17 protein-coding genes and 1 pseudogene are annotated in these 19,601 nt (G+C 35.5%); 9 read left to right on the top strand and 9 right to left on the bottom strand.

All coding sequences use genetic code 11. The features are described from left to right. Window positions 1–48: 48 nt before the first annotated feature. Window positions 49–1,668 (bottom strand): lactate permease LctP family transporter, encoded by a 1,620-nt coding sequence (locus tag MHH45_RS13210; protein ID WP_016131179.1) that lies wholly within the window; start codon window positions 1,666–1,668, stop codon window positions 49–51. 870 nt (window positions 1,669–2,538) lie between these two features. Here MHH45_RS13210 and MHH45_RS13205 point away from each other — a divergent pair. Together MHH45_RS13205 and MHH45_RS13200 are read left to right on the top strand one after the other, a co-directional pair. Further along, window positions 2,539–2,826 (top strand): ArsR/SmtB family transcription factor, encoded by a 288-nt coding sequence (locus MHH45_RS13205; protein WP_003195107.1) that lies wholly within the window; start codon window positions 2,539–2,541, stop codon window positions 2,824–2,826. 178 nt (window positions 2,827–3,004) lie between these two features. Continuing rightward, window positions 3,005–3,184 carry an acid-soluble spore protein H gene (locus MHH45_RS13200; protein ID WP_016113082.1) on the top strand — a complete coding sequence of 60 codons (180 nt, stop codon included), beginning with the start codon at window positions 3,005–3,007 and terminating at the stop codon, window positions 3,182–3,184. Window positions 3,185–3,213: 29 nt separating this feature from the next. Here MHH45_RS13200 and MHH45_RS13195 read toward each other — a convergent pair whose 3' ends face one another. Next, complete coding sequence (locus MHH45_RS13195; protein WP_016113083.1) at window positions 3,214–4,605, bottom strand: peptide MFS transporter; 1,392 nt, start codon at window positions 4,603–4,605, stop codon at window positions 3,214–3,216. A gap of 382 nt (window positions 4,606–4,987) precedes the next feature. Further along, a complete protein-coding gene (locus tag MHH45_RS13190) occupies window positions 4,988–5,953 on the bottom strand; it encodes an ABC transporter substrate-binding protein (protein WP_016113084.1) in 966 nt (321 codons plus the stop codon). A gap of 195 nt (window positions 5,954–6,148) precedes the next feature. Between MHH45_RS13190 and MHH45_RS13185 the strand changes: the two genes are divergently transcribed. The 3 genes from MHH45_RS13185 to MHH45_RS13175 are packed head-to-tail and all read left to right on the top strand — an operon-like array spanning window position 6,149 to window position 9,096. Further along, window positions 6,149–7,153: a FecCD family ABC transporter permease gene (locus tag MHH45_RS13185; RefSeq protein WP_088094303.1), complete on the top strand. Its 1,005-nt coding sequence runs from the start codon at window positions 6,149–6,151 to the stop codon at window positions 7,151–7,153. Continuing rightward, entirely contained in the window at window positions 7,150–8,208 is a 1,059-nt protein-coding gene (locus tag MHH45_RS13180) for a FecCD family ABC transporter permease (RefSeq protein ID WP_016113086.1), read from the top strand. The genes MHH45_RS13185 and MHH45_RS13180 overlap by 4 nt, the downstream gene beginning before the upstream one ends. A 60-nt stretch (window positions 8,209–8,268) precedes the next feature. Then, a complete protein-coding gene (locus MHH45_RS13175; protein WP_140386085.1) occupies window positions 8,269–9,096 on the top strand; it encodes an ABC transporter ATP-binding protein in 828 nt (275 codons plus the stop codon). A gap of 27 nt (window positions 9,097–9,123) precedes the next feature. On the opposite strand, the gene MHH45_RS13170 is transcribed toward MHH45_RS13175, so the two are convergent. Continuing rightward, entirely contained in the window at window positions 9,124–9,855 is a 732-nt protein-coding gene (locus tag MHH45_RS13170) for a class I SAM-dependent DNA methyltransferase (protein ID WP_016113088.1), read from the bottom strand. A gap of 214 nt (window positions 9,856–10,069) precedes the next feature. Here MHH45_RS13170 and MHH45_RS13165 point away from each other — a divergent pair, with 214 nt between their 5' ends. Beyond that, a complete protein-coding gene (locus tag MHH45_RS13165) occupies window positions 10,070–11,260 on the top strand; it encodes a glycine C-acetyltransferase (RefSeq protein ID WP_016113089.1) in 1,191 nt (396 codons plus the stop codon). Between the two features lie 35 nt (window positions 11,261–11,295). Beyond that, entirely contained in the window at window positions 11,296–12,270 is a 975-nt protein-coding gene (locus MHH45_RS13160) for an L-threonine 3-dehydrogenase (RefSeq protein WP_170927954.1), read from the top strand. Window positions 12,271–12,350: 80 nt separating this feature from the next. Here MHH45_RS13160 and MHH45_RS13155 read toward each other — a convergent pair whose 3' ends face one another. The 4 genes from MHH45_RS13155 to MHH45_RS13140 form a co-directional block, all read right to left on the bottom strand. Continuing rightward, window positions 12,351–12,629 carry a hypothetical protein gene (locus MHH45_RS13155; RefSeq protein ID WP_033670998.1) on the bottom strand — a complete coding sequence of 93 codons (279 nt, stop codon included), beginning with the start codon at window positions 12,627–12,629 and terminating at the stop codon, window positions 12,351–12,353. A gap of 161 nt (window positions 12,630–12,790) precedes the next feature. Further along, window positions 12,791–14,671 carry a vWA domain-containing protein gene (locus MHH45_RS13150; RefSeq protein WP_016113092.1) on the bottom strand — a complete coding sequence of 627 codons (1,881 nt, stop codon included), beginning with the start codon at window positions 14,669–14,671 and terminating at the stop codon, window positions 12,791–12,793. A gap of 3 nt (window positions 14,672–14,674) precedes the next feature. Continuing rightward, window positions 14,675–15,568 carry an ATP-binding protein gene (locus MHH45_RS13145; protein WP_016113093.1) on the bottom strand — a complete coding sequence of 298 codons (894 nt, stop codon included), beginning with the start codon at window positions 15,566–15,568 and terminating at the stop codon, window positions 14,675–14,677. A gap of 153 nt (window positions 15,569–15,721) precedes the next feature. Further along, window positions 15,722–17,251, bottom strand: coding sequence for a cardiolipin synthase (locus tag MHH45_RS13140; RefSeq protein WP_016113094.1), 1,530 nt, complete (start codon window positions 17,249–17,251; stop codon window positions 15,722–15,724). 63 nt (window positions 17,252–17,314) lie between these two features. Here MHH45_RS13140 and MHH45_RS13135 point away from each other — a divergent pair. Next, window positions 17,315–17,561 (top strand): annotated as a pseudogene (locus tag MHH45_RS13135) (hypothetical protein). A gap of 87 nt (window positions 17,562–17,648) precedes the next feature. Beyond that, a complete protein-coding gene (locus MHH45_RS13130; RefSeq protein WP_088094304.1) occupies window positions 17,649–17,909 on the top strand; it encodes a hypothetical protein in 261 nt (86 codons plus the stop codon). 190 nt (window positions 17,910–18,099) lie between these two features. Here the strand turns inward: MHH45_RS13130 and MHH45_RS13125 are convergent, their stop codons facing one another. Continuing rightward, on the bottom strand, window positions 18,100–19,524 hold the full coding sequence (locus MHH45_RS13125) for an amino acid permease (protein WP_088094305.1): 1,425 nt from the start codon (window positions 19,522–19,524) through the stop codon (window positions 18,100–18,102). Window positions 19,525–19,601: the final 77 nt, after the last annotated feature.

Genomic DNA, 19,601 nt, shown 5'->3' with positions numbered 1-19,601 from the left:
AAGAAGAAGATAAAAAAACGATCCCACGTGAGGGATCGTTTTCATCTTTTAAAAGATATTAAATATAGAGTTAAGTTGAAGTAAACTAATTATGACTAAGAAAATCAAACTATATTTCATTGCTGTTTTAAATAGGACAGATTCTTTACCAACTAGTCCAACTGCCGCACAAGCAACTGCTACAGATTGTGGTGATACCATTTTTGCCATTGTGCCACCGACTACGTTTAAAGCAACAAGTGTAGAAGGTACGATATCTAATTGTGCTGCAGTTACTGCTTGAAGTGGTGCAAATAATGAACCACTTGATACTACAGAACCAGTTAAGAATACGCCAATCCAACCTAAGATTGGAGATAAGATTGGGAAGGCCTTACCAGTAGATGATAAAGCTAGTCCAAGAGTAGAAGACATACCAGAGTAGTTTGTTACATATGCTAATGCAATTACACTACAAATTGTATAAATTGGAGCTTTTAGCTCTTTTAATGTTTCAATAGTTAGTTCTTTAACCAATTGGCCTTTTGCGCGATATACAAGTAAAGATACGATAATTGCTAGTACAATTGCAGTAGTTGTAGATGAAAATACATCTAGCTTGAAGATTGCTGCAAATGGTGTATCGGCATTTACAATTGGTGTTGTTTTAATAACGTGATTGTGTAAACCAGGAATCTGGATATTAAATACTAAGTTTGCTAACGCACCGTTTGGAGCGAATAAACTTTTGATTGCTTTTAAATTGAAAATTGTTACGAATGCAGTTAAGAATGCAAATGGTGACCAAGCGTATAAAATTTGTTTCATTGTGTAGCTATGTTTTTCTACTTGTTCTTCAGTTTGAGCTGAAGATTTTGGTTGCCATACACGTAGGAATAATGCAAGTGCAACCATGCTGACAACTGCAGCGAAAATATCAGTTAATTCTGCGCCAAGGTAGTATGTTACAACGAACTGAGTAATAGCGAAAGAACCACCACTTACAAGGATACCTTGCCAAGTTTCTTTAATTCCTTTAAAGCCATCTACCATTGCAACAAGTAAGAATGGTAATACAAAGCTAATGAAAGGTAATAATGTTACAGCTTGACGACCAACAGTTAATGCATCCATTTGAGTTAATTGAGCAGGTACTGTAACTGGTATTCCCATTGCTCCCATTGCGCCACCAGCAATATTTGCAACTAAACAAATACCTGCTGCGTTTAATGGGTTAAATCCCATACCTACAAGTAATGCTGCTGTAATTGCAACCGGTACACCGAATCCAGCTGCACCTTCTAAGAAAGCACCGAAAGAATAAGCGATTAATAATACTTGAAGGCGACGGTCGCTTGTAATACTTGAAATACTGTCGCGAATAACATTAAATTGCTCAGTTTTTACTGTTAATTTGTAAAGAAAGATTGCTGCAATAACAATTGTACAAATTGGATAAAATCCAGCTGCTACACCAAATGCAGCTGATGATACTGCCATTGTTGCAGGCATTTTATAAACGAATATGGAAAGAATGATTGCTAAAATTACGCTATAAAGTCCTGATAAATATCCTTTGATCTTAAATACTGTTAAACAAAGAACAAAGAATAAGATTGGAAGAGCAGCGACAAGTGCTGATAACCAAATGTTGTTTAACGGGTCATAAATTTGTGTCCAAGTACTCATAATAATGACAACTCCTATCTATAATATGTGAAGGCATTCACATTATTTGTGAAACAATTCACAATCAACTTACATCGCTAAGTATATTCCTCTTCAACACTATTGTCAACGTAAAAAAGTATAATTATTCCATAATAGTGTTAACTTTAAAAATTTCGTTACATTTTGTTCATAAACTAGACAAAAAGAGGAATCGTGTATATTAAAGTACACGATTCCTAATTTATCCCGCATTAACGGGCAGTAAGATCCACACTTCAAGATTTAGAGGGAAATGAGGAAGATAGGTGGGGGATGAAGAAAACCCCACTGATGGGCTCTCCATATACGCAACCATATGTTCATATGTCATTGGTCCTACATGTTTAAAATGAATAATTCTTTTGTCATCAAGAATAAAGGAGGAAGTTTTGGATAATTGTATAGTCAAGTGCAATATTAATTAAGACTATTATTAACCGCTTTTTAATTGTGGATCCTCCTTTTTACTAAAATTTAACTCTTCCCATCGTAACAAAGCAATTTTTATAGGTTGAATAACTAAAAAGATTACATTCACATATCATTTAAGAACAATATTTTACAATATTATTACGGTAAATATTGTGAGTGAAAAAATATAACAAAAAGGTTGAGAAAACAGCATTTAGAAGCAAAGTATTCCGATCTGTATTTTTTTGCTTTTTCACTAAGCCGTGTAGTATAATATTCAAAATCAGCAGGGGTTTCTGCCCTTAATTGTATGTTGATAAAAGGAGGAAAAAATTTTTTATTTTAGGTTGATAAAGTTGTGTCGTAACAGGAAATATAAAAACAAATATATAAAAATAAATAAAGTGAAAATAAAAATGAAAAAATGAGGGGAACTTTATGAATCAAAATCAATTTGATTGTCGTATTTCAGAAGAGGATGTACAAATGCTACGAGCGTTAGCTCACCCGCTCCGTCTTCGCCTTGTAATGGAGCTTATGGGGCGTGGAACTTGTAACGTAACACAATTGCAGGAAGTATTAGAAATTCCGCAATCTACTGTTTCACAGCATTTAACGAAATTAAAGCAGAATAAAGTTGTTCGTTTTGAAAGACGTGGATTAGAAGTATATTATCAAGTGCATAATGAGAAAGTAAGTGAAGTTGTAAAGACGCTATTTTCATAAAATTTGAATATTATGGAAAAAGATGTGCAGAGATGCACGTCTTTTTTATTTAAAAATAGGTGTGAAAACTCCACTTCAAGATCTGAAGGAGAGAAGTGACGAGAGTCTTCACGGAATATATTTCAAAGAGAAATGAGAAGATAAATAAGAGTGTAATAAGTAAAAGGAGGAATGAAGGATGGATGTAAAGCGCGTAAAACAAATTTTATCATCTTCGAGTAGAATCGATGTAACTTATCATGGTGTACCGGTTTGGATTGAAAGTTGTGATGAGGGACGTGGGATTGCAAATGTATATGATGTGAAAACACCAAATGAAACAGTACAAGTAGATGTTACAGCGCTAGAAGAGGAATAAAAAAAAGCGGAGAATTTTCTCCGCTTTTTTTATTCCATCATATGTGCAATTTTTTTAGAGAACATAAGAAGTACTAACCCAAGTACAATTACGATAATACCAATACTTGCGAATACTTCTAAATAACCTAAAGATTGTGTGTAAGCTGCTAACATCCCGGATAGCTTATTAGCAAATCCACTACCAGCTAACCATACACCCATTAATAAAGAAGCTAATTTTACAGGTGCAATGTTACTTACCATTGATAGACCGATAGGTGATAGGAACAATTCACCTATTGTATGGAACATATATGTGATAACAATAAACAGTAAGTTAGCCTTTGCTGTAATATGAGCTTCGTCACTTCCTGTTTTTAGAACTGCTAATGTTAATGCAAGATAACCGACTCCTAATAAAATCATCCCAAGTGCCATTTTTGTTGGAACCTTTAAATCGCCGCGTTTAGTTTTAGATAACTTAACCCATAATGCAGATACAAATGGTGCTAATAAAACGATAAATGCTGGGTTAACAGATTGGAACCAAGATGTTGGAATTTCCCATCCGAAAATAGTGCGATCAACAAACTTATCTGTATAAAGAGTAAAAGAACTACCTGCTTGTTCAAAGCCTGCCCAGAAGAAGACAACGAAGCAAGTTAAAATAACGATTGCCCAAGTACGGTTCTTTTCTTGTTTTGTTAAAGGTTTTTTCTCAATTACTTTTGCATTTTTGTCTTTTGATTTTTTACCTATAACTGTTGTTCCTGCTTTACCAAGGTAACGAGGAGCTAATAGGTTAAAGAAAATCTGACCGATAATCATACCGATACAAGCAGCTAAGAATCCATATTTATAACCCATAACCATAACGCCATCAACGCTTGTTTTAAAGAAATCTTCTGCTAGGAAACCGCAAATAAGTGGTGCAAAGAAAGCCCCTACGTTGATACCCATATAGAAAATTGTAAAAGCACTGTCACGACGTGAATCATTTTCACCGTATAATTCACCTAATAGAGTAGAGATATTTGGTTTGAAGAATCCATTACCAATAACTAATAATCCTAATCCTAAATAAAGTCCAGTTGTTGTATTCATTGAAAATAGAACAAAGTTACCAATTGCCATAATAATACCACCAAGAGTAATTGCAAGACGTCTTGGGATAAAGTGGTCAGTTAACCATCCGCCAATAACTGGTGTAAAATATACAAGCATTGTAAATGTACCATAAAGTTGCACAGCGTCTGCTTTATCAAATCCTAAACCGCCACTAACAGCAGCTGTTGTTAAATAAAGAACTAAAAGGCCACGCATTCCATAGTAACTAAATCTTTCCCACATTTCTGTTAAGAACAACAAATATAATCCAGGTGGATGTTTTTTTGGTGATTGTTGTTCTTCAGCTTTTTTTAATTTTAAAGCTGCATCCATTTTTGCTTCCCCCTAATCCTGTATAACGGATATTTATGTAATCATTTTAATTTACAAAATATTTAGAAGTCAATAGAATTATATGGGAATAGAAAGGAAATTTTTAAAATAATCTATTGAAGCTTCGACCGTTATTGTATTTTTCCCTGAAAACTAGATAATAAGCGTTTTCAAATGTAATATTTGAATTCCAAAAGAAAATAAAATAATGATTAATCAGAAAATTTAGATTAAAACAACTATTCCGATATACAGAAATTATATTTTATTTACTATTACAATATAACATATTGAGAATAAAAATACAAAATGAAATAATGTGACATTTTTGTGTGAGCGAAATGAAAACAGCTCCCGAAAGGGGAGCTGTTTTTGAAAAATATTATTTTACAAATCGTTTTTCAATATCATCTAGCATTAAGTTTGCTGCCATTACACCGCCAGCTGTATTCCAAATCACATCGTCAACTTGATATACTTTGTTGTTTTTTACAGCATTTAAGTTTTTGAATAAAGGATCATTTATATATTCTTTCTCAAGTTCAGAGCCTTTTTTCTCATTTCCTTGATTGTAAGTAAAGTAGAAGATGATATCGCCATCCATTGCAGGGATGCGTTCTTTAGATACGTTACGTTCTGCAAAGTCATTTTTGTTTTGATCACCAGGACGTTTGAAGCCAAGTTCTTTTAAAATAACACCAGAGAATGTATCGCCGTGATAAATACGAACATCACCAGGCATAAAGCGTACCATAGAAATTTCTTGATTTACTTTATCCCCAAGCTTTCCATTTAAGTCTTTGATACGTTTGTCGTAATCAGCTAATACCTTTTGACCTTCTTTTTCTTTATTCAATGCTTTTGCATAAAATTTAAAGTTATCTTTCCATTCACCGCGTAGTGTTTCTGAGAAAACAGTAGGAGCAATACCTTTTAGCTGCTCGTACACTTTTTCTTGACGCATTTTGTTACCGATAATTAAATCAGGTTTTAAAGCAGCAATTGCTTCGATATTAACTTGACTTTCGTTACCGACAGATTTTACATCTTTCATTTTATCTTTCATATGTGGATACCATTGGTCACTAGTTGGTGGTTGTACAGCACCGATCGGTTTTACACCGAGAGTAAGTAAAGCTTCTGTTCCTTCATTTGTTAAAACAACAACACGTTTTGGATTAGCAGGAACTTCTGTTTTACCCATTGCATGTTCGACAGTAATCATTTCTTTCTTTTCTTCTTTTTTAGGTTCTGCCTTGTTAGATGAGTTACTACATGCACCTAAAAGGAGTGAAAATGATAGTACGAATGCAAATAACGCAAACGATTTTTGTTTGATGAAATTCATTATGTATCCCCCTACATATTGAGAATGGTTTTCATTGTCAAAACTGATATTACGGTTTAATAAATATATTGTCAATAGTAATAATTTACAATCATTATTACTACAAATGAAAATAATTATCACTATCATTGACAATGCGAATTAAGTTACAATACACTAATAACGTATCATTATGCATTAAAGGAGAAACGCTGCATGTTATTAAAAACAAATCAAGCAAAATGGGTTGGATTATTTGTTGGAATCATTGCAGTTATTACTTGTATTTGGGGGAGTATTATTTTCGGATATACAAATACGAGTTGGAAGTTAGCACTCGATGCTTTTTTCCATTTTAATGGTTCGAATGAACATATTATTATTCAAAACGTACGTCTTCCACGTGCGCTTATCGCTGCTAGTGTTGGTGCTAGTTTAGCCATCGCTGGTTGTTTTATGCAAACTTTAACAAAGAATCCCCTTGCTGCTCCAGACTTTATTGGATTAAACTCAGGTGCTGCCTTTTTTATTGTTGTAGCCATTGTTGTTTTTTCGATAACATCTTTGTCAGCGTTTACGTGGATCGCCTTTTTAGGTGCAGCAGTTGCTGCAGCACTTGTATTTGTTTCTAGTTCTTTAGGAAAAGAAGGGACAACTCCTCTTAAGTTAACGTTGGCAGGGGTAGCGATAAGTGCCCTATTCTCTTCTTTAACACAGGGACTGCTTGTATTAAATGAAAAAGCGTTAGAAGAAGTGTTGTTTTGGCTTGCTGGTTCCGTACAAGGCAGAAAGTTAGAAGTATTACAATCCGTATTTCCATATTTATTAGTTGGTTGGATTGCCTCTCTCCTAATGGCAGGGAAAGTGAATACGCTAATGATGGGAGAAGATGTAGCAAAAGGGCTAGGACAACGAACAGTGATGATGAAGGCATTTGTACTACTTATTATTGTTTTATTGTCAGGTGGATCTGTTGCTGTTGCAGGACCAATTGGATTTGTTGGAATTATTACCCCTCATTTCGCAAGAGCTCTTGTTGGTGTAGATCATCGCTGGAGAGTTCCATATAGTGGTTTGCTAGGTGCCATTCTACTATTATTTGCAGATATTGCTGCGAGATATGTGATTATGCCACAAGAAGTTCCAGTAGGGGTTATGACAGCATTTATTGGTGCACCATTCTTTATTTATATTGCACGTAAGAGAGGGCTTAGCAAATGAAGAAGTATATTCCGTTTCGTATAGGAAAAGACGGCCTCTCGTTTTTAATGTATAAACGAGCTTGTCTCGTCTTATTCAGTTTATTAGTCATTTTAACTGGCTTGTTTTTTGCAAGTGCGGGTATGGGGGAGATGAAAGTAGCTCCATATGATGTATGGCAAGCAATCATTGGAAACGGTGATGCAATGTCAAATATGGTTGTCAATAAATTTCGTATGCCACGTATTCTAATTGCAATTCTTGTAGGAATAGCTCTTGCTGTAGCAGGTTGTATTTTACAAGGACTCGTTCGAAATCCGCTTGCTTCGCCTGATATTATTGGAATTACAGGTGGTGCAAGTGTAGCGGTTGTACTATTTCTTGCTTTATTTAGTGATAAGAACAATGCATTAACAGTAAGCATTCATTATATGCCGCTAGCAGCATTTATTGGTGCAACTGTCGTCGCATTTTTTGTATATTTATTCGCATGGAGAAATGATGGATTATCAGCAGTTAGTCTTGTTTTAATAGGTGTCGGATTTTGGGCACTGACAAAGGCAGCGACAACATTATTTATGCTGTTAGCGCCAATCTATCAAGCGAGCCAAGCAAATGTATGGATTACCGGTACTGTTTACGGATCTTCCTGGCAAAACGTAGGGGTGTTAGCACCTTGGGTTCTTATCTTAACAGTGGTTGCATTTATATCAGCGAGACATTTAAATGCACAAGAACTTGGTGATGATATTGCTGCCGGACTTGGGATTCGTTTAACAAAATCACGTTTTTTCCTGCTACTCCTAAGTACGGCGTTAATTGGGGGAGCGGTTGCCTTTGCAGGTGGAATCGGATTTGTTGGTTTAATGGCGCCGCATATTTCAAGAAGATTAGTTGGTTCTTTATATGGTGCATTACTTCCAGTAGCAGCTATTGTCGGTGCGATTTTAGTACTTGCTGCCGATTTAATTGGGCGCACAGTCTTTGCTCCGCTTGAAGTTCCAGCAGGTGTATTTACATCAGCAATCGGTGCTCCGTATTTTATTTATTTACTTTATAAAAGTCGAAATTCATAAAGGTAAAAAAATACATAGATGATTTTCTGTCTATAAAAAACGGGGTAAAGGAAGATGAACATGAACATGCAAAAAGCACTAGAGACTAAATCATTAACATTGTCTTACGGTGAAACAACTATAATTAATGAGTTGAATTTAGAGATTCCAAAAGGAAAGATTACGATTTTTATCGGTTCTAACGGCTGCGGAAAATCCACTTTATTACGTTCACTTGCTCGTTTATTAAAACCGACATCGGGTGATATTTTATTAGAAGATAAAGCAATTCAAAATATGCAAACGAAGCAAATTGCTCGTCAAATGGCAATTTTACCACAAGGACCTCAAGCTCCAGAAGGACTTACTGTACTGCAACTTGTGAAACAAGGACGTTACCCATATCAAACATGGCTGAAGCAATGGTCAGAAAAAGATGAGGAAATGGTACAAAAAGCGCTTGCTGCAACAGGTATGACGGAATTTGCTGAACGTGATGTTCATGCTCTTTCAGGTGGACAACGTCAGCGCGCTTGGATTGCTATGACGCTTGCACAAGATACAGATATTATTCTGTTAGATGAGCCGACAACATACTTAGACATGACACATCAAATTGAAGTGCTAGATTTATTATTTGAATTAAATGAAACAGAGGAAAGAACAATCGTTATGGTACTACATGATTTAAACTTAGCGTGCCGCTATGCAGACAACATTGTAGCCATTCAAGATAAACAAATTTATGCGCAAGGTAAACCAGAAGAAATTGTTGATTGTAAATTAGTTCGTGATGTATTTCGGATGGATTGTCAAATCATAACCGATCCGTTATTTGGAACGCCGCTTTGTATTCCGCAGGGAAGAGGAAGATGTTTACTTCCACAAGCAGCGCAGGTAGTGAAATGAAAAAAGCGATGAAATTTCATCGCTTTTTTATTTTTTACAAGAAAACAAGAGAAAAAGAGGAATACGCAATCGGCGTGTATATTCTTCTTCGCTTTGAAAATGGTTTCGTTTTGGTGTTGCTTCTCGTAAATCTGTAATTGTAAATCCAGCTTGTTGTAAGAGTGTAAAATATTGTTCGATGGTGCGGTGATATTTAATGACATCCTGTTCAATCCATGGTTCAATACGCTCTCCAGTTTTGAAATAATTGTCGATAAGCCAACTTGTTCTCTTACCGCTAGTTTGTAAACTCTCGAATGAAGAGGTAATAACGGGATGTTGAACGCTAAAAGTGAAGATGCCGTCGTTTTTTAAAGTTTGATAAACATTTTGAAAAATAATATCGAGATGTTCAATATAGTGCAGAGCGAGTCTAGATGTAACAAGATCAAAAGTAGAAGAGGGGTATGTATAGTCTTTGAGGTTTATAAAATGGACGATTCCACTTTTATTTTCTAGTTGTTTTATAGCTTCTGTATACATAAGGTGAGAGCCTTCAATACCGGTATAGGATAAGCAACCTTTTTGTAATAACTCTACACCGAACTGGGCATCACCACATCCTAGATCAAGAATTGTCTTTTCTTTCACATCACCAATGAGCTGCAATAAGGCTGGTTTTTCGATTGTATCATTTGGATTATCATTTCGATATCTACGCTTCATGTACTGTTCAAAAAAAGAATCGTTATTATATACTTCAGATTCTGTAAATGCCATTTTCTCAGCTCCTAAAAACATTTTTTTTATTCTATCAAACAATCGAAGTAAATCATAGATTTCTTGTATTTAATCCTATATAATTAAAAGTTGTAAGCGTTTTCTTCAAGCTATTTTTCTATAATAAATTTCGAAAACGTGTTAAGCTAGTAGAGGGATTATTAGCATTATTAAGATAATAATCCGCTTACATGAACGATAGGGAGGCTTCACGATGTCTAGTAAAACACTCGCAAACTTTTTGGAAGAAAATTTAGAGGATTTAAAAGCAAAGGGGCTTTATAACGTAATTGATCCGCTAGAAAGTCCAAATGGACCAATCATTACAATTGGCGGGAAAGAATATATTAACTTATCTTCAAATAACTATCTTGGTTTAGCAACAGACAATCGTCTGCAAGAAGCAGCGATTGGTGCAATTCATAAATATGGTGTTGGTGCAGGGGCGGTTCGTACAATTAATGGTACTCTTGATTTGCATATCAAATTAGAAGAAACAATTGCAAAGTTTAAACATACAGAAGCAGCGATTGCATATCAATCAGGATTTAACTGTAATATGGCAGCGATTTCAGCTGTTATGGATAAAAATGATGCGATTCTTTCTGATGAATTAAACCATGCGTCTATTATTGACGGTAGCCGTTTATCGAAAGCAAAAATTATCGTTTATAAACATTCTGATATGGAAGATTTACGCAAAAAAGCAATCGAAGCGAAAGAATCCGGTCTTTATAATAAATTAATGGTTATTACAGATGGCGTTTTCTCAATGGATGGTGATGTTGCGAAACTACCAGAAATCGTTGAGATTGCAGAAGAGTTAGATTTAATGACATATGTAGATGATGCACATGGTTCAGGCGTACTTGGACAAGGTGCAGGGACTGTAAAACATTTTGGTCTTTCTGATAAGGTAGATTTCCAAATTGGTACATTATCAAAAGCAATTGGGGTAATTGGAGGATATGTAGCAGGGAAGCAAAACCTAATTGATTGGTTAAAAGTTCGTTCACGTCCATTCTTGTTCTCAACAGCTTTAACACCAGCGGATGCGGCGGCTTGTATGAGGTCTATTGAAATTTTAATGGAAAGTACAGAACTACATGACCGTTTATGGGAAAATGGCCGTTATTTAAAACAAGGTTTAAAAGAGCTAGGCTTTAACATTGGAGAAAGTGAAACACCAATTACACCTTGTATTATTGGCGATGAAGTATTAACACAAGAGTTTAGTAAACGTTTAAATGAAGAAGGCGTATACGCAAAATCAATTGTGTTCCCAACTGTAGCAAAAGGAACAGGTCGTGTTCGTAACATGCCAACAGCGGCTCATACGAAAGAGATGCTTGATGAAGCAATTCGTAAGTATGAAAAAGTGGGAAAAGAAATGGGAATCATTTAACACAATTACATCTTTTGAAAGCTTGCAAATGAGGAGTGGGGAAAATGAAAAAAATTCTAGTAACCGGTTCTTTAGGGCAAATTGGTTCTGAACTTGTAATGAAACTTCGCGATGTATACGGTGCATCAAACGTTATTGCGACAGATATTCGTGAAACAGATAGTGATGTTGTAAAATCTGGTCCATTTGAAACATTAGATGTAACTGATGGTCAGAAACTACATGATATTGCGAAACGGAATGAAGTGGATACAATTATTCATTTAGCAGCTTTACTTTCAGCGACTGCAGAAAAAAATCCGCTATTTGCTTGGAATTTAAATATGGGTGGACTTGTAAATGCATTAGAAGCGGCACGTGAACTTGACTGTAAATTTTTCACGCCAAGTTCTATTGGTGCATTTGGTCCAACAACGCCAAAAGATAATACACCACAAGATACAATCCAGCGTCCTACTACGATGTATGGGGTAAACAAAGTAGCAGGAGAATTATTATGTGATTATTATCATCAAAAATTTGGCGTTGATACGCGCGGTGTACGTTTCCCAGGTTTAATTTCTTATGTAGCTCCTCCAGGAGGCGGTACAACTGATTATGCAGTTGAAATTTATTATGAAGCAATTAAAAAAGGTGCTTACACCTCTTACATTGCGGAAGGCACATACATGGATATGATGTATATGCCAGATGCACTGCAAGCAATTGTTTCATTAATGGAAGCAGATCCAAGTAAGTTGATACATCGGAACGCTTTTAATATTACCGCAATGAGCTTCGAGCCAGAACAAATTGCAGCAGCAATTCGCAAGCATATTCCGACGTTTACAATGGATTATGCTGTGGATCCAGCTCGTCAAACCATTGCTAACAGCTGGCCAAACTCAATTGATGCAACAGCAGCGAAAGAAGAGTGGGGCTTTAAAGCGGAGTATGATTTAGATAAAATGACAGCTGATATGCTGGCCAAGTTAAAAAAAAAGTTAACAGCTGAGTTAGTACTTAGTTAATGAAGGGAACCGATTCGATTGAATCGGTTCTTTTTGTCAGCATACCTAAACTTAGTCTAGGGAAGAAATGAGTTTTCTCGTTATATAGACTTTACCTTATTCGTATCTAGACTTCCTGATTCGGCGCTAGCTTCAGGATATTGTTGTTCCGTTTCTTCATATTGTTTTTCATATTCGTAGCTAAATGCTTTATGCGCTTTTTGATCTTTCTCCCAAGGAGTCGATTTTCCTAACTTTCTGTTAGTGGAAGAACCGTAAGGACCCTCAGGAAACTCTTCGGGAATGACATATTGATGTCTTGCTTCAGCAGCTGTAACATCCGTATATTGTTCATCCTTTTTTTGGGACAAATGAAACATCCTTTCAAATATATTTGATAGTAGACTTCTTCCTTAATATACCCAAAAAGATTTCTATGAATTTTTCATTTCCTTTTATCAGCGCTTTTTCAAATATATACATATATCGAGGGTTCGACAAATTACAACTAAAAAACAGGAGCAAAATCAGCTCCTGTTTCCTATTCAATCGTCTTCAGCAATAATTTCTTCAATAACGGCTTAATCTTTAAGCGTAGATCTTCAGCGTGGTTTGCAACTAAGAAATGATGGTTATAAATATTTTTCATCAATTGATATGTCGCTTCTTTTGCCTCGCCTTCTTCGATAAAGATACCGATGACTTCCATACCGCTTTTACGAGCGAGTTTAACAGCTTCATGTGTGTCTAAAATACCATCTTGTTGGTAGTCTAAAGCAGATGGTTCACCGTCTGTAAATACGAGTAGGAATTTATGTTTTTCTGGTCTTTTTGCAAGTTTTTCTGAAACGATGCGGATAATGTAACCGTCACGATTGTCTTCTTCTTCGCGAAGTTGCATAATTTCTGGTCCAACGTTTGGAAGCGTTGAGTTTTGGTATGTTACAACTTCATGAATTACGTTTGGCTTATCTTCTGGTGTCGCACTAGAAGCATCTTCCCAGAATCCACTAATTGCATGTGGAATTTTTAATGATTTTAATGCTTCATGGAATAGAACAACACTTTTCTTCGTTTCTTCCATTTTGTTATACATAGAACCAGAGCAGTCGACTAATAGTTGAAAGGCAACGTCAAGTTCTTGTGATTCTTGTCCCTTTTTATAAAACATGCGCGGCTGTTTTTCTGTATAAATACGAAGGAATTTCTTACGAAGTCTTCCGTAATATTTATCACTATTTGCGTTTGTTTTATTTTCGATCGTCTTCTCAATGATTTTCTTTAACTCTTTTACATCTTTATTAACGACAGATTTAATGGCTTGATAATCTTTTTTATCATCAGGATTTGGCTTGCGTGCTTCTTTAAATGTATGAGAGGCACCAACATTATATTTACCGTATATGCCTTCATTTTGACTAGAAGCATGGGAAGCTCTTGCTTCTTCTGTATCAGCCCCATCAAAGTTAGATTGCGTACTTTTTTGAGAAGTCCCTTGTACAGAACCAAGTGCTTGATCGCCATCTTCTGATTCACGAGCAGTATCACCCATCATATTTGTTTTTGTTCCGCTTTCTAATTCAAAGCGTAAAAAGTTCTCGTTTTCGTTATTTTTATTTTCACGATGCCATGTCGAGAAGCTTTCATTAATTTTATTTTTATTCTCATCATCTACGATTTGAGTATCATCATTTGCTAAATCTTCTACGCGCCCATCTTTTTCTTCTGCAATGACAGATAAGTAGAGTGGGGCGTGTCCGAAATAGTTATTGATCATATCATTTTCCAGAAGACCTTCTAGACGATAGCGAATTTTTTCAACGACGTACATAATATCTTCCGTATTACGTGCTTGGAATGTTTCGTGTAAAATCGTTTCAATTTGCTCGAAATATTCATTGTTGAACATTTCATATTTATCGCTCGTTAATGAAAGATAACATAAACAAAATAGACGATCACCGTGATAATTACGAACGCGGTTTATTTCATTTTGTGAGCCGAAGTAATTACGATACATTTCTTTTCGGCGCTTAAAAATATGTTTTGTGCCAGGACGTAAGCTTTTCACGATTTCCTCAACACGTAAATCTTCTAATAAAACAAATAATTGTGTTAAAAACTTTTTAAGAGGAGATTCTTGTAATTCAATTGCATAAGAGCGAATTAAAGTCATGTCCGAGTAATGTTTATTACCAAGTGCTTTTAAAAACACTTCGCTTTTTAATCCGATTACGGTATCTTCTTCTTTTCGATCATCCCAAAAGTGACTAATGACAACCTTTTTTTCTATTTCGTCGTAGTATGCTTTATAGCCATACTCAAGGTAGGCATCGTCTTCTTTTAGAAGGGCATACATTAAATTTTCCATTTGAAGAAACAGCGACGCATCAATTTTTTTGTCACTAAAAATTTGTCTCATGAATTATCCCTCAAAAAAGTAGCTTTCTGCTAATTCGCGGACAGTCATTTGTTCTGTTTCATCATTTAATTTTGCAATAATGCTTCGCTCAATTGCGCGCATAACAGGAATATATACGCCTAAATCACATGCGTCGATAATTCCGCGAATACTTGCTGCTTCTTCACTTACGCGTCCATCACGAGCAAGTGGCATGAGGTCACTTACGAATGCCACAAACTTTTCAATTGTTGCAATGTCTTTCAATTTTGATTCGGATAATAATAGTTGTTTTAATGTATCGCCTTGAATATAAGGAACTTCAATGATAACAAAACGGTTTTTTAATGCTTCATTTAATTCACTTGTTCCAACATAACCTTCGTTGATTGCAGCAATTACACGGTATTCTTCATCACCATATACAACTTGCTGTGTAAATGGATTTGTAATCATTTTACGGTAATCCAATGCACCGTGAAGAAGTGGAAGTGTTTCAGGTTTTGCCATATTAATTTCATCGATATATAGGAAATGCCCATTTTTCATTGCTTTCATAAGAGGACCGTCAACGAAGGAAACTTCAGATGCCCCGTCTTTTGTTTTTAATGTATTGTATCCTAAAATACCTTCCACATCTAAATCAACCGAACAGTTAATACTGTGCATTGGTTTTTGGAATAAGGAAGATAGAGTTTCTGCAAGGACTGTTTTTCCGCTTCCGGTTGGTCCCTTCAGTAGAATATTTTTACCAAGCAGAAGTGCTGTAATTGCATCTTCAATAATGCTATTATCCGATGCTTTGTACATTTTTGTTCCAATTAAATGTGTATTTTCACCAGCTGCTTGCTTATTTTTGTCGTGAATCGTTGCTAATTGCTGTTTTAAATCAGCATGTATATGAAATTGTTCTAACATGTATTTCCCACCTAACATTATTTTCATAAAGTAAACAATACATCTTATGATAACTTGTTTTAATATGGTATGCAAAGAAAAGGAGAGGGGGAGGAAGGTGACATAATAAAAGAAAAAAAGTAACCAAATTTATTTTGATTACTTTTTTTGTAATTATAATAAAGGTGATATGAGACGCATTAGGGATTCCAGTATACGTTTTCGAATACTTCTTTTTTGAAATGATTTCCATCTAATTTCAGTTGAATGCTTAAAATCTTCTTCAAAATCATGTTTAATATCAAGAACTGTCTTGGATTCATAAAGTACGCTAATGATTTCATAATTTAGTTCAAAGCTGCGGACATCCATATTTGCTGTGCCAATTGTTGCAATTTTATCATCAACAAGTACAATTTTAGCGTGCATAAAACCATCTTTATAGCTGTAAATTGAAGCTCCTGCTTTTAGGAGTGGTGTAAAGTATGATTGAGATGCTTGATCACTAATGATGCTATCACTTTTACCTGGATATAGAATGCGGACATCTATTCCAGCTATTGCACTTAAACGTAGTAATGTTAATGTTTCTTGATCAGGGATGAAGTAGGGTGTTGCAATCCAAATTGATTTCTTGGCAGAACCTATAACAGCAAGTAAAGTATTGCGAATGCTTGTATCATCTGAACTTGGTCCACTTGCTACAATTTGAACAGCACCTTCTGCATGAGAATTTTCTTTACCCGGAAAGTATTTTGTATTCATAAATTGATCCCAAGAATAAGTATTTAAACCACTAGAGGCATAGAGCCAATCCTCTAGAAATATTGCCTGTAATTTGTACAATGCTTTTCCTTCTATTCTTAAGTGGCTATCACGCCAAATTGGGAATTTTTTGGAACGACCAAGATATTCATCGCCAACGTTGAGTCCACCTGTAAAACCAATCTCTCCGTCTACAATGACAATTTTACGATGGTTACGATAATTTACTGTTTCAAGTAGCCATGATGAAAGAATGGGATCAAATTCCACAACCTCAATTCCTGCATCTTTCATGGGCTGTAAGAAACGATTTCGTAATGAATTGCTTCCGAGTCCATCATAAAGAAAGCGTACGGTTACACCGGATTTTGCTTTCTTTATCAATGCATCTCGAATTTTTGTACCGATTTCATCTGCTCGATAAATGTAGTATTGAATATGTATATGATGTGTAGCATTTTCAATAACTTGTATAATGTCTGTAAAGGTTTGATCCCCATTTGTTAAGAGTTTTGTTGTTGTATTATTGGCAACAGGACCACCACCGAATTTTTGTACAACCTGTGTTAAATAAGTAGAGCGCTCACTTAATGAGGAAGTGAATGATAAATCTAGACGCTTTCCTTCTAAAATCTCACGGAATAATTTTCTTTGCTCTTCTGAACGATGTAGATGCTTCTTTCTTCTCCAGCGACTTCGGCCAAAAAGAGAATACAAAAGTACACCGACAACAGGAAGAAGTGCTAATACTAAAAACCATGCTAACGTACTTTGCGGGGAACGGTTTTCAATAAAAATAACGAAGGAAATTCCTACTATTGTGATAGACCATAGTACGCCGACAAAAGTGTATAGTGAGATAATAGATGTATCCATAAGTAACAGAACGATGGATACAAGTGTAAATACAAATAATAATTGAACGATAGGATTTTTCATCTGTATACATTTCACCTATTCTTTCTTAAATATAGGATTCTTATATGGAAGCTGTAATCTAACATTTCTATTATAAAACGTTTTATTTTTTTGTACCAATCTAGACATTTTGCCCATGCCTTCCGCATTTGTCCTACATAAGGTATATTGTTCCATTTTTTGTATAAAAAGGAGTGTGAATGACATGAACGGAGTAAGTCGTCCGTTTGGTGGGTTTGGTTATGGTGGATATGGTTATCCATATTACTCAGATTATCCATACTATACGGATTATCAGGACTATCCTTATTATTCATACAGCACATATTGATGAACGCGGAAGAACAAGTACTCATGTTTTCCTCATTTGTTCTGCGTATAGTAGTAAATAATCAGTATAAAAGGAGATGAAGATAAAATGCATGACATAAGAAATCATGGAGGATATCATCACAATCATCATAGCGGTCATCATCATGGTGGCGGATGGGGAGGAAGCACATTTTTTCCAGGAAGTTTTGCGGGTGGTTTGGTAGGGGGACTTACAGCAGGAGCTTTAACGAGCGGTGGCGGATATTACCCAGCACCATATCCGGTATCCTATCCAGCGCCATATCCAGTATCTTACCCAGCAACCTATCCAGCGCAGTATCCATATCCTCCATATGGGGGATTTTAATAAAAGACGTAGGTAAGCATACAAAAAACTATGGTAAAAAACAGACTATTGCAGTCTGTTTTTTTATTTTTATGAAGTCTATCATATGGAGCAACATAAAAGTAATTAATAATTATTTAGAAATAAAAGAAGCTGTCAGCGAACAATCCAGTGTATTTGGAGGGTTCTCACAGCTTCTTTTGTATTCGTATTAGCTTGCTTTGTTATTTGGTTGTTCTGAAACGGGAGTAGACGAATTTTTCATCAAAATGGGATAAAGAATAAGTCCTAATACAAATAATCCAATTCCTAAGAAAAATGTTTTTAAATCAGCTGTTCCAGTTTTAATAACCCAAAGAGAATATAGAAATGCAAGTACGGTAATGATTCCATCTTTTACTCGAGATCCTGGTGTTATATCGTATGTTTCCCCTGTAACAACTAGTTTTAATTGATACAAGGTAGAAACAAGGTATGGAATTAAATAGGCTAAAGTTGCAACAACAATGGCAAAATTATATGCTTCTGAAACAGTACCAGAGATTGTTGAAAATAAGAAAATTTGAGTCATAATATTTGTAACAAGCAATGATTTTGAAGGGCTTCCTTTTTTATTTGTTCTTCCAAAAAACTTAGGGAAAAGTCCATTCTTCGCTGCTTGATAAGGTACTTCTGAACTAACAACAATCCACCCTACAGTAGATCCGAATAATGATACAAGTGCAAGTAGTGCCATAATGTAAGCACCTTTATTACCAATTGCTAGGTTTAGTGCATCCACCAATGGTTTTTGTGATTCTTTTAAGGCATCTTGCGGAAGAGCACCCATTGTAAGTAGGGTAATTGCCATGTAAATAAGAAGTGCAATAATTAATCCAAAGATCGTTGCTTTTTTCACATCACGCTGTGATTTTGCGCGATTAGACAGCATAACTGCTGACTCAATTCCTATAAATGCCCAAAGAGTTGCAATAGCAGCAGCATTTACTTGTCCGCCTAATGGAATCGATTTTCCAGCCCCATTCATAAATGTTTGGCCATCACCAAAATTAGAGGCGTTAAAAATAAATAATGTAATGACGATGAACATTGTAAATCCGATAATCTTTGCAATCGTTGCAAGGAGATTCATGTTGCCCGCTCTATCGATGTTTTGAGAAAGGATATATTGAATTCCCCATAGCATGATGCTACATACAGCAAATGTTAAACCTTTTCCAAGTTCTAGTGAAAACCCGTTTAGTGAAAAAAGAACTTGCTTACTTTGTAAAACTGGGAAGAATGTAGACAAATATCCTGCAAATGAAATAATAACAGAAGCTGTTGCAGCCCAGTTAGCAGCCCAATATCCCCATGCCATACTATATCCAGCAACTTTACCTGCCTTTTGAGAGGTAAACATTGCTTGTGCGTAACTTTGTGGGCCAGCTTTTAACTCCGGTTTACGCACTGCAAGGTTTCCAAATACAAGTGCAATCATAAATACACCAAGTCCTGTAATCGTCCATGCAAGTGTCGATCCCATCGGACCTGATATTCGCGCTAAATTTGCTGGGAGCATAAATACGCCACCGCCAACCATATTTCCCACAACAAATGCTGTTAAAATCCATAAACCCCATTTTTTCGTTTCCATGTTTGTCTATCTCCTTTGTAGTAGTTTTGCTTATTCATCATCTTTTTACTAACGTTTTTTGAAAATAAAAAAGAGCC

It is taken from the genome of Bacillus sp. FSL K6-0042 (assembly GCF_038006685.1).
GTDB lineage: Bacteria > Bacillota > Bacilli > Bacillales > Bacillaceae_G > Bacillus_A > Bacillus_A pseudomycoides.
This window is presented reverse-complemented; position numbering and strand designations above follow the sequence as displayed.

Bases quoted from the DNA above. Each gene is read 5' to 3' on its own strand.
- MHH45_RS13210 (WP_016131179.1), bottom strand. From the start codon at position 1,668: ATGAGTACTTGGACACAAATTTATGACCCGTTAAACAACATTTGGTTA.
- MHH45_RS13205 (WP_003195107.1), top strand. From the start codon at position 2,539: ATGAATCAAAATCAATTTGATTGTCGTATTTCAGAAGAGGATGTACAA.
- MHH45_RS13200 (WP_016113082.1), top strand. From the start codon at position 3,005: ATGGATGTAAAGCGCGTAAAACAAATTTTATCATCTTCGAGTAGAATC.
- MHH45_RS13195 (WP_016113083.1), bottom strand. From the start codon at position 4,605: ATGGATGCAGCTTTAAAATTAAAAAAAGCTGAAGAACAACAATCACCA.
- MHH45_RS13190 (WP_016113084.1), bottom strand. From the start codon at position 5,953: ATGAATTTCATCAAACAAAAATCGTTTGCGTTATTTGCATTCGTACTA.
- MHH45_RS13185 (WP_088094303.1), top strand. From the start codon at position 6,149: ATGTTATTAAAAACAAATCAAGCAAAATGGGTTGGATTATTTGTTGGA.
- MHH45_RS13180 (WP_016113086.1), top strand. From the start codon at position 7,150: ATGAAGAAGTATATTCCGTTTCGTATAGGAAAAGACGGCCTCTCGTTT.
- MHH45_RS13175 (WP_140386085.1), top strand. From the start codon at position 8,269: ATGAACATGCAAAAAGCACTAGAGACTAAATCATTAACATTGTCTTAC.
- MHH45_RS13170 (WP_016113088.1), bottom strand. From the start codon at position 9,855: ATGGCATTTACAGAATCTGAAGTATATAATAACGATTCTTTTTTTGAA.
- MHH45_RS13165 (WP_016113089.1), top strand. From the start codon at position 10,070: ATGTCTAGTAAAACACTCGCAAACTTTTTGGAAGAAAATTTAGAGGAT.
- MHH45_RS13155 (WP_033670998.1), bottom strand. From the start codon at position 12,629: ATGTTTCATTTGTCCCAAAAAAAGGATGAACAATATACGGATGTTACA.
- MHH45_RS13150 (WP_016113092.1), bottom strand. From the start codon at position 14,671: ATGAGACAAATTTTTAGTGACAAAAAAATTGATGCGTCGCTGTTTCTT.
- MHH45_RS13145 (WP_016113093.1), bottom strand. From the start codon at position 15,568: ATGTTAGAACAATTTCATATACATGCTGATTTAAAACAGCAATTAGCA.
- MHH45_RS13140 (WP_016113094.1), bottom strand. From the start codon at position 17,251: ATGAAAAATCCTATCGTTCAATTATTATTTGTATTTACACTTGTATCC.
- MHH45_RS13130 (WP_088094304.1), top strand. From the start codon at position 17,649: ATGCATGACATAAGAAATCATGGAGGATATCATCACAATCATCATAGC.
- MHH45_RS13125 (WP_088094305.1), bottom strand. From the start codon at position 19,524: ATGGAAACGAAAAAATGGGGTTTATGGATTTTAACAGCATTTGTTGTG.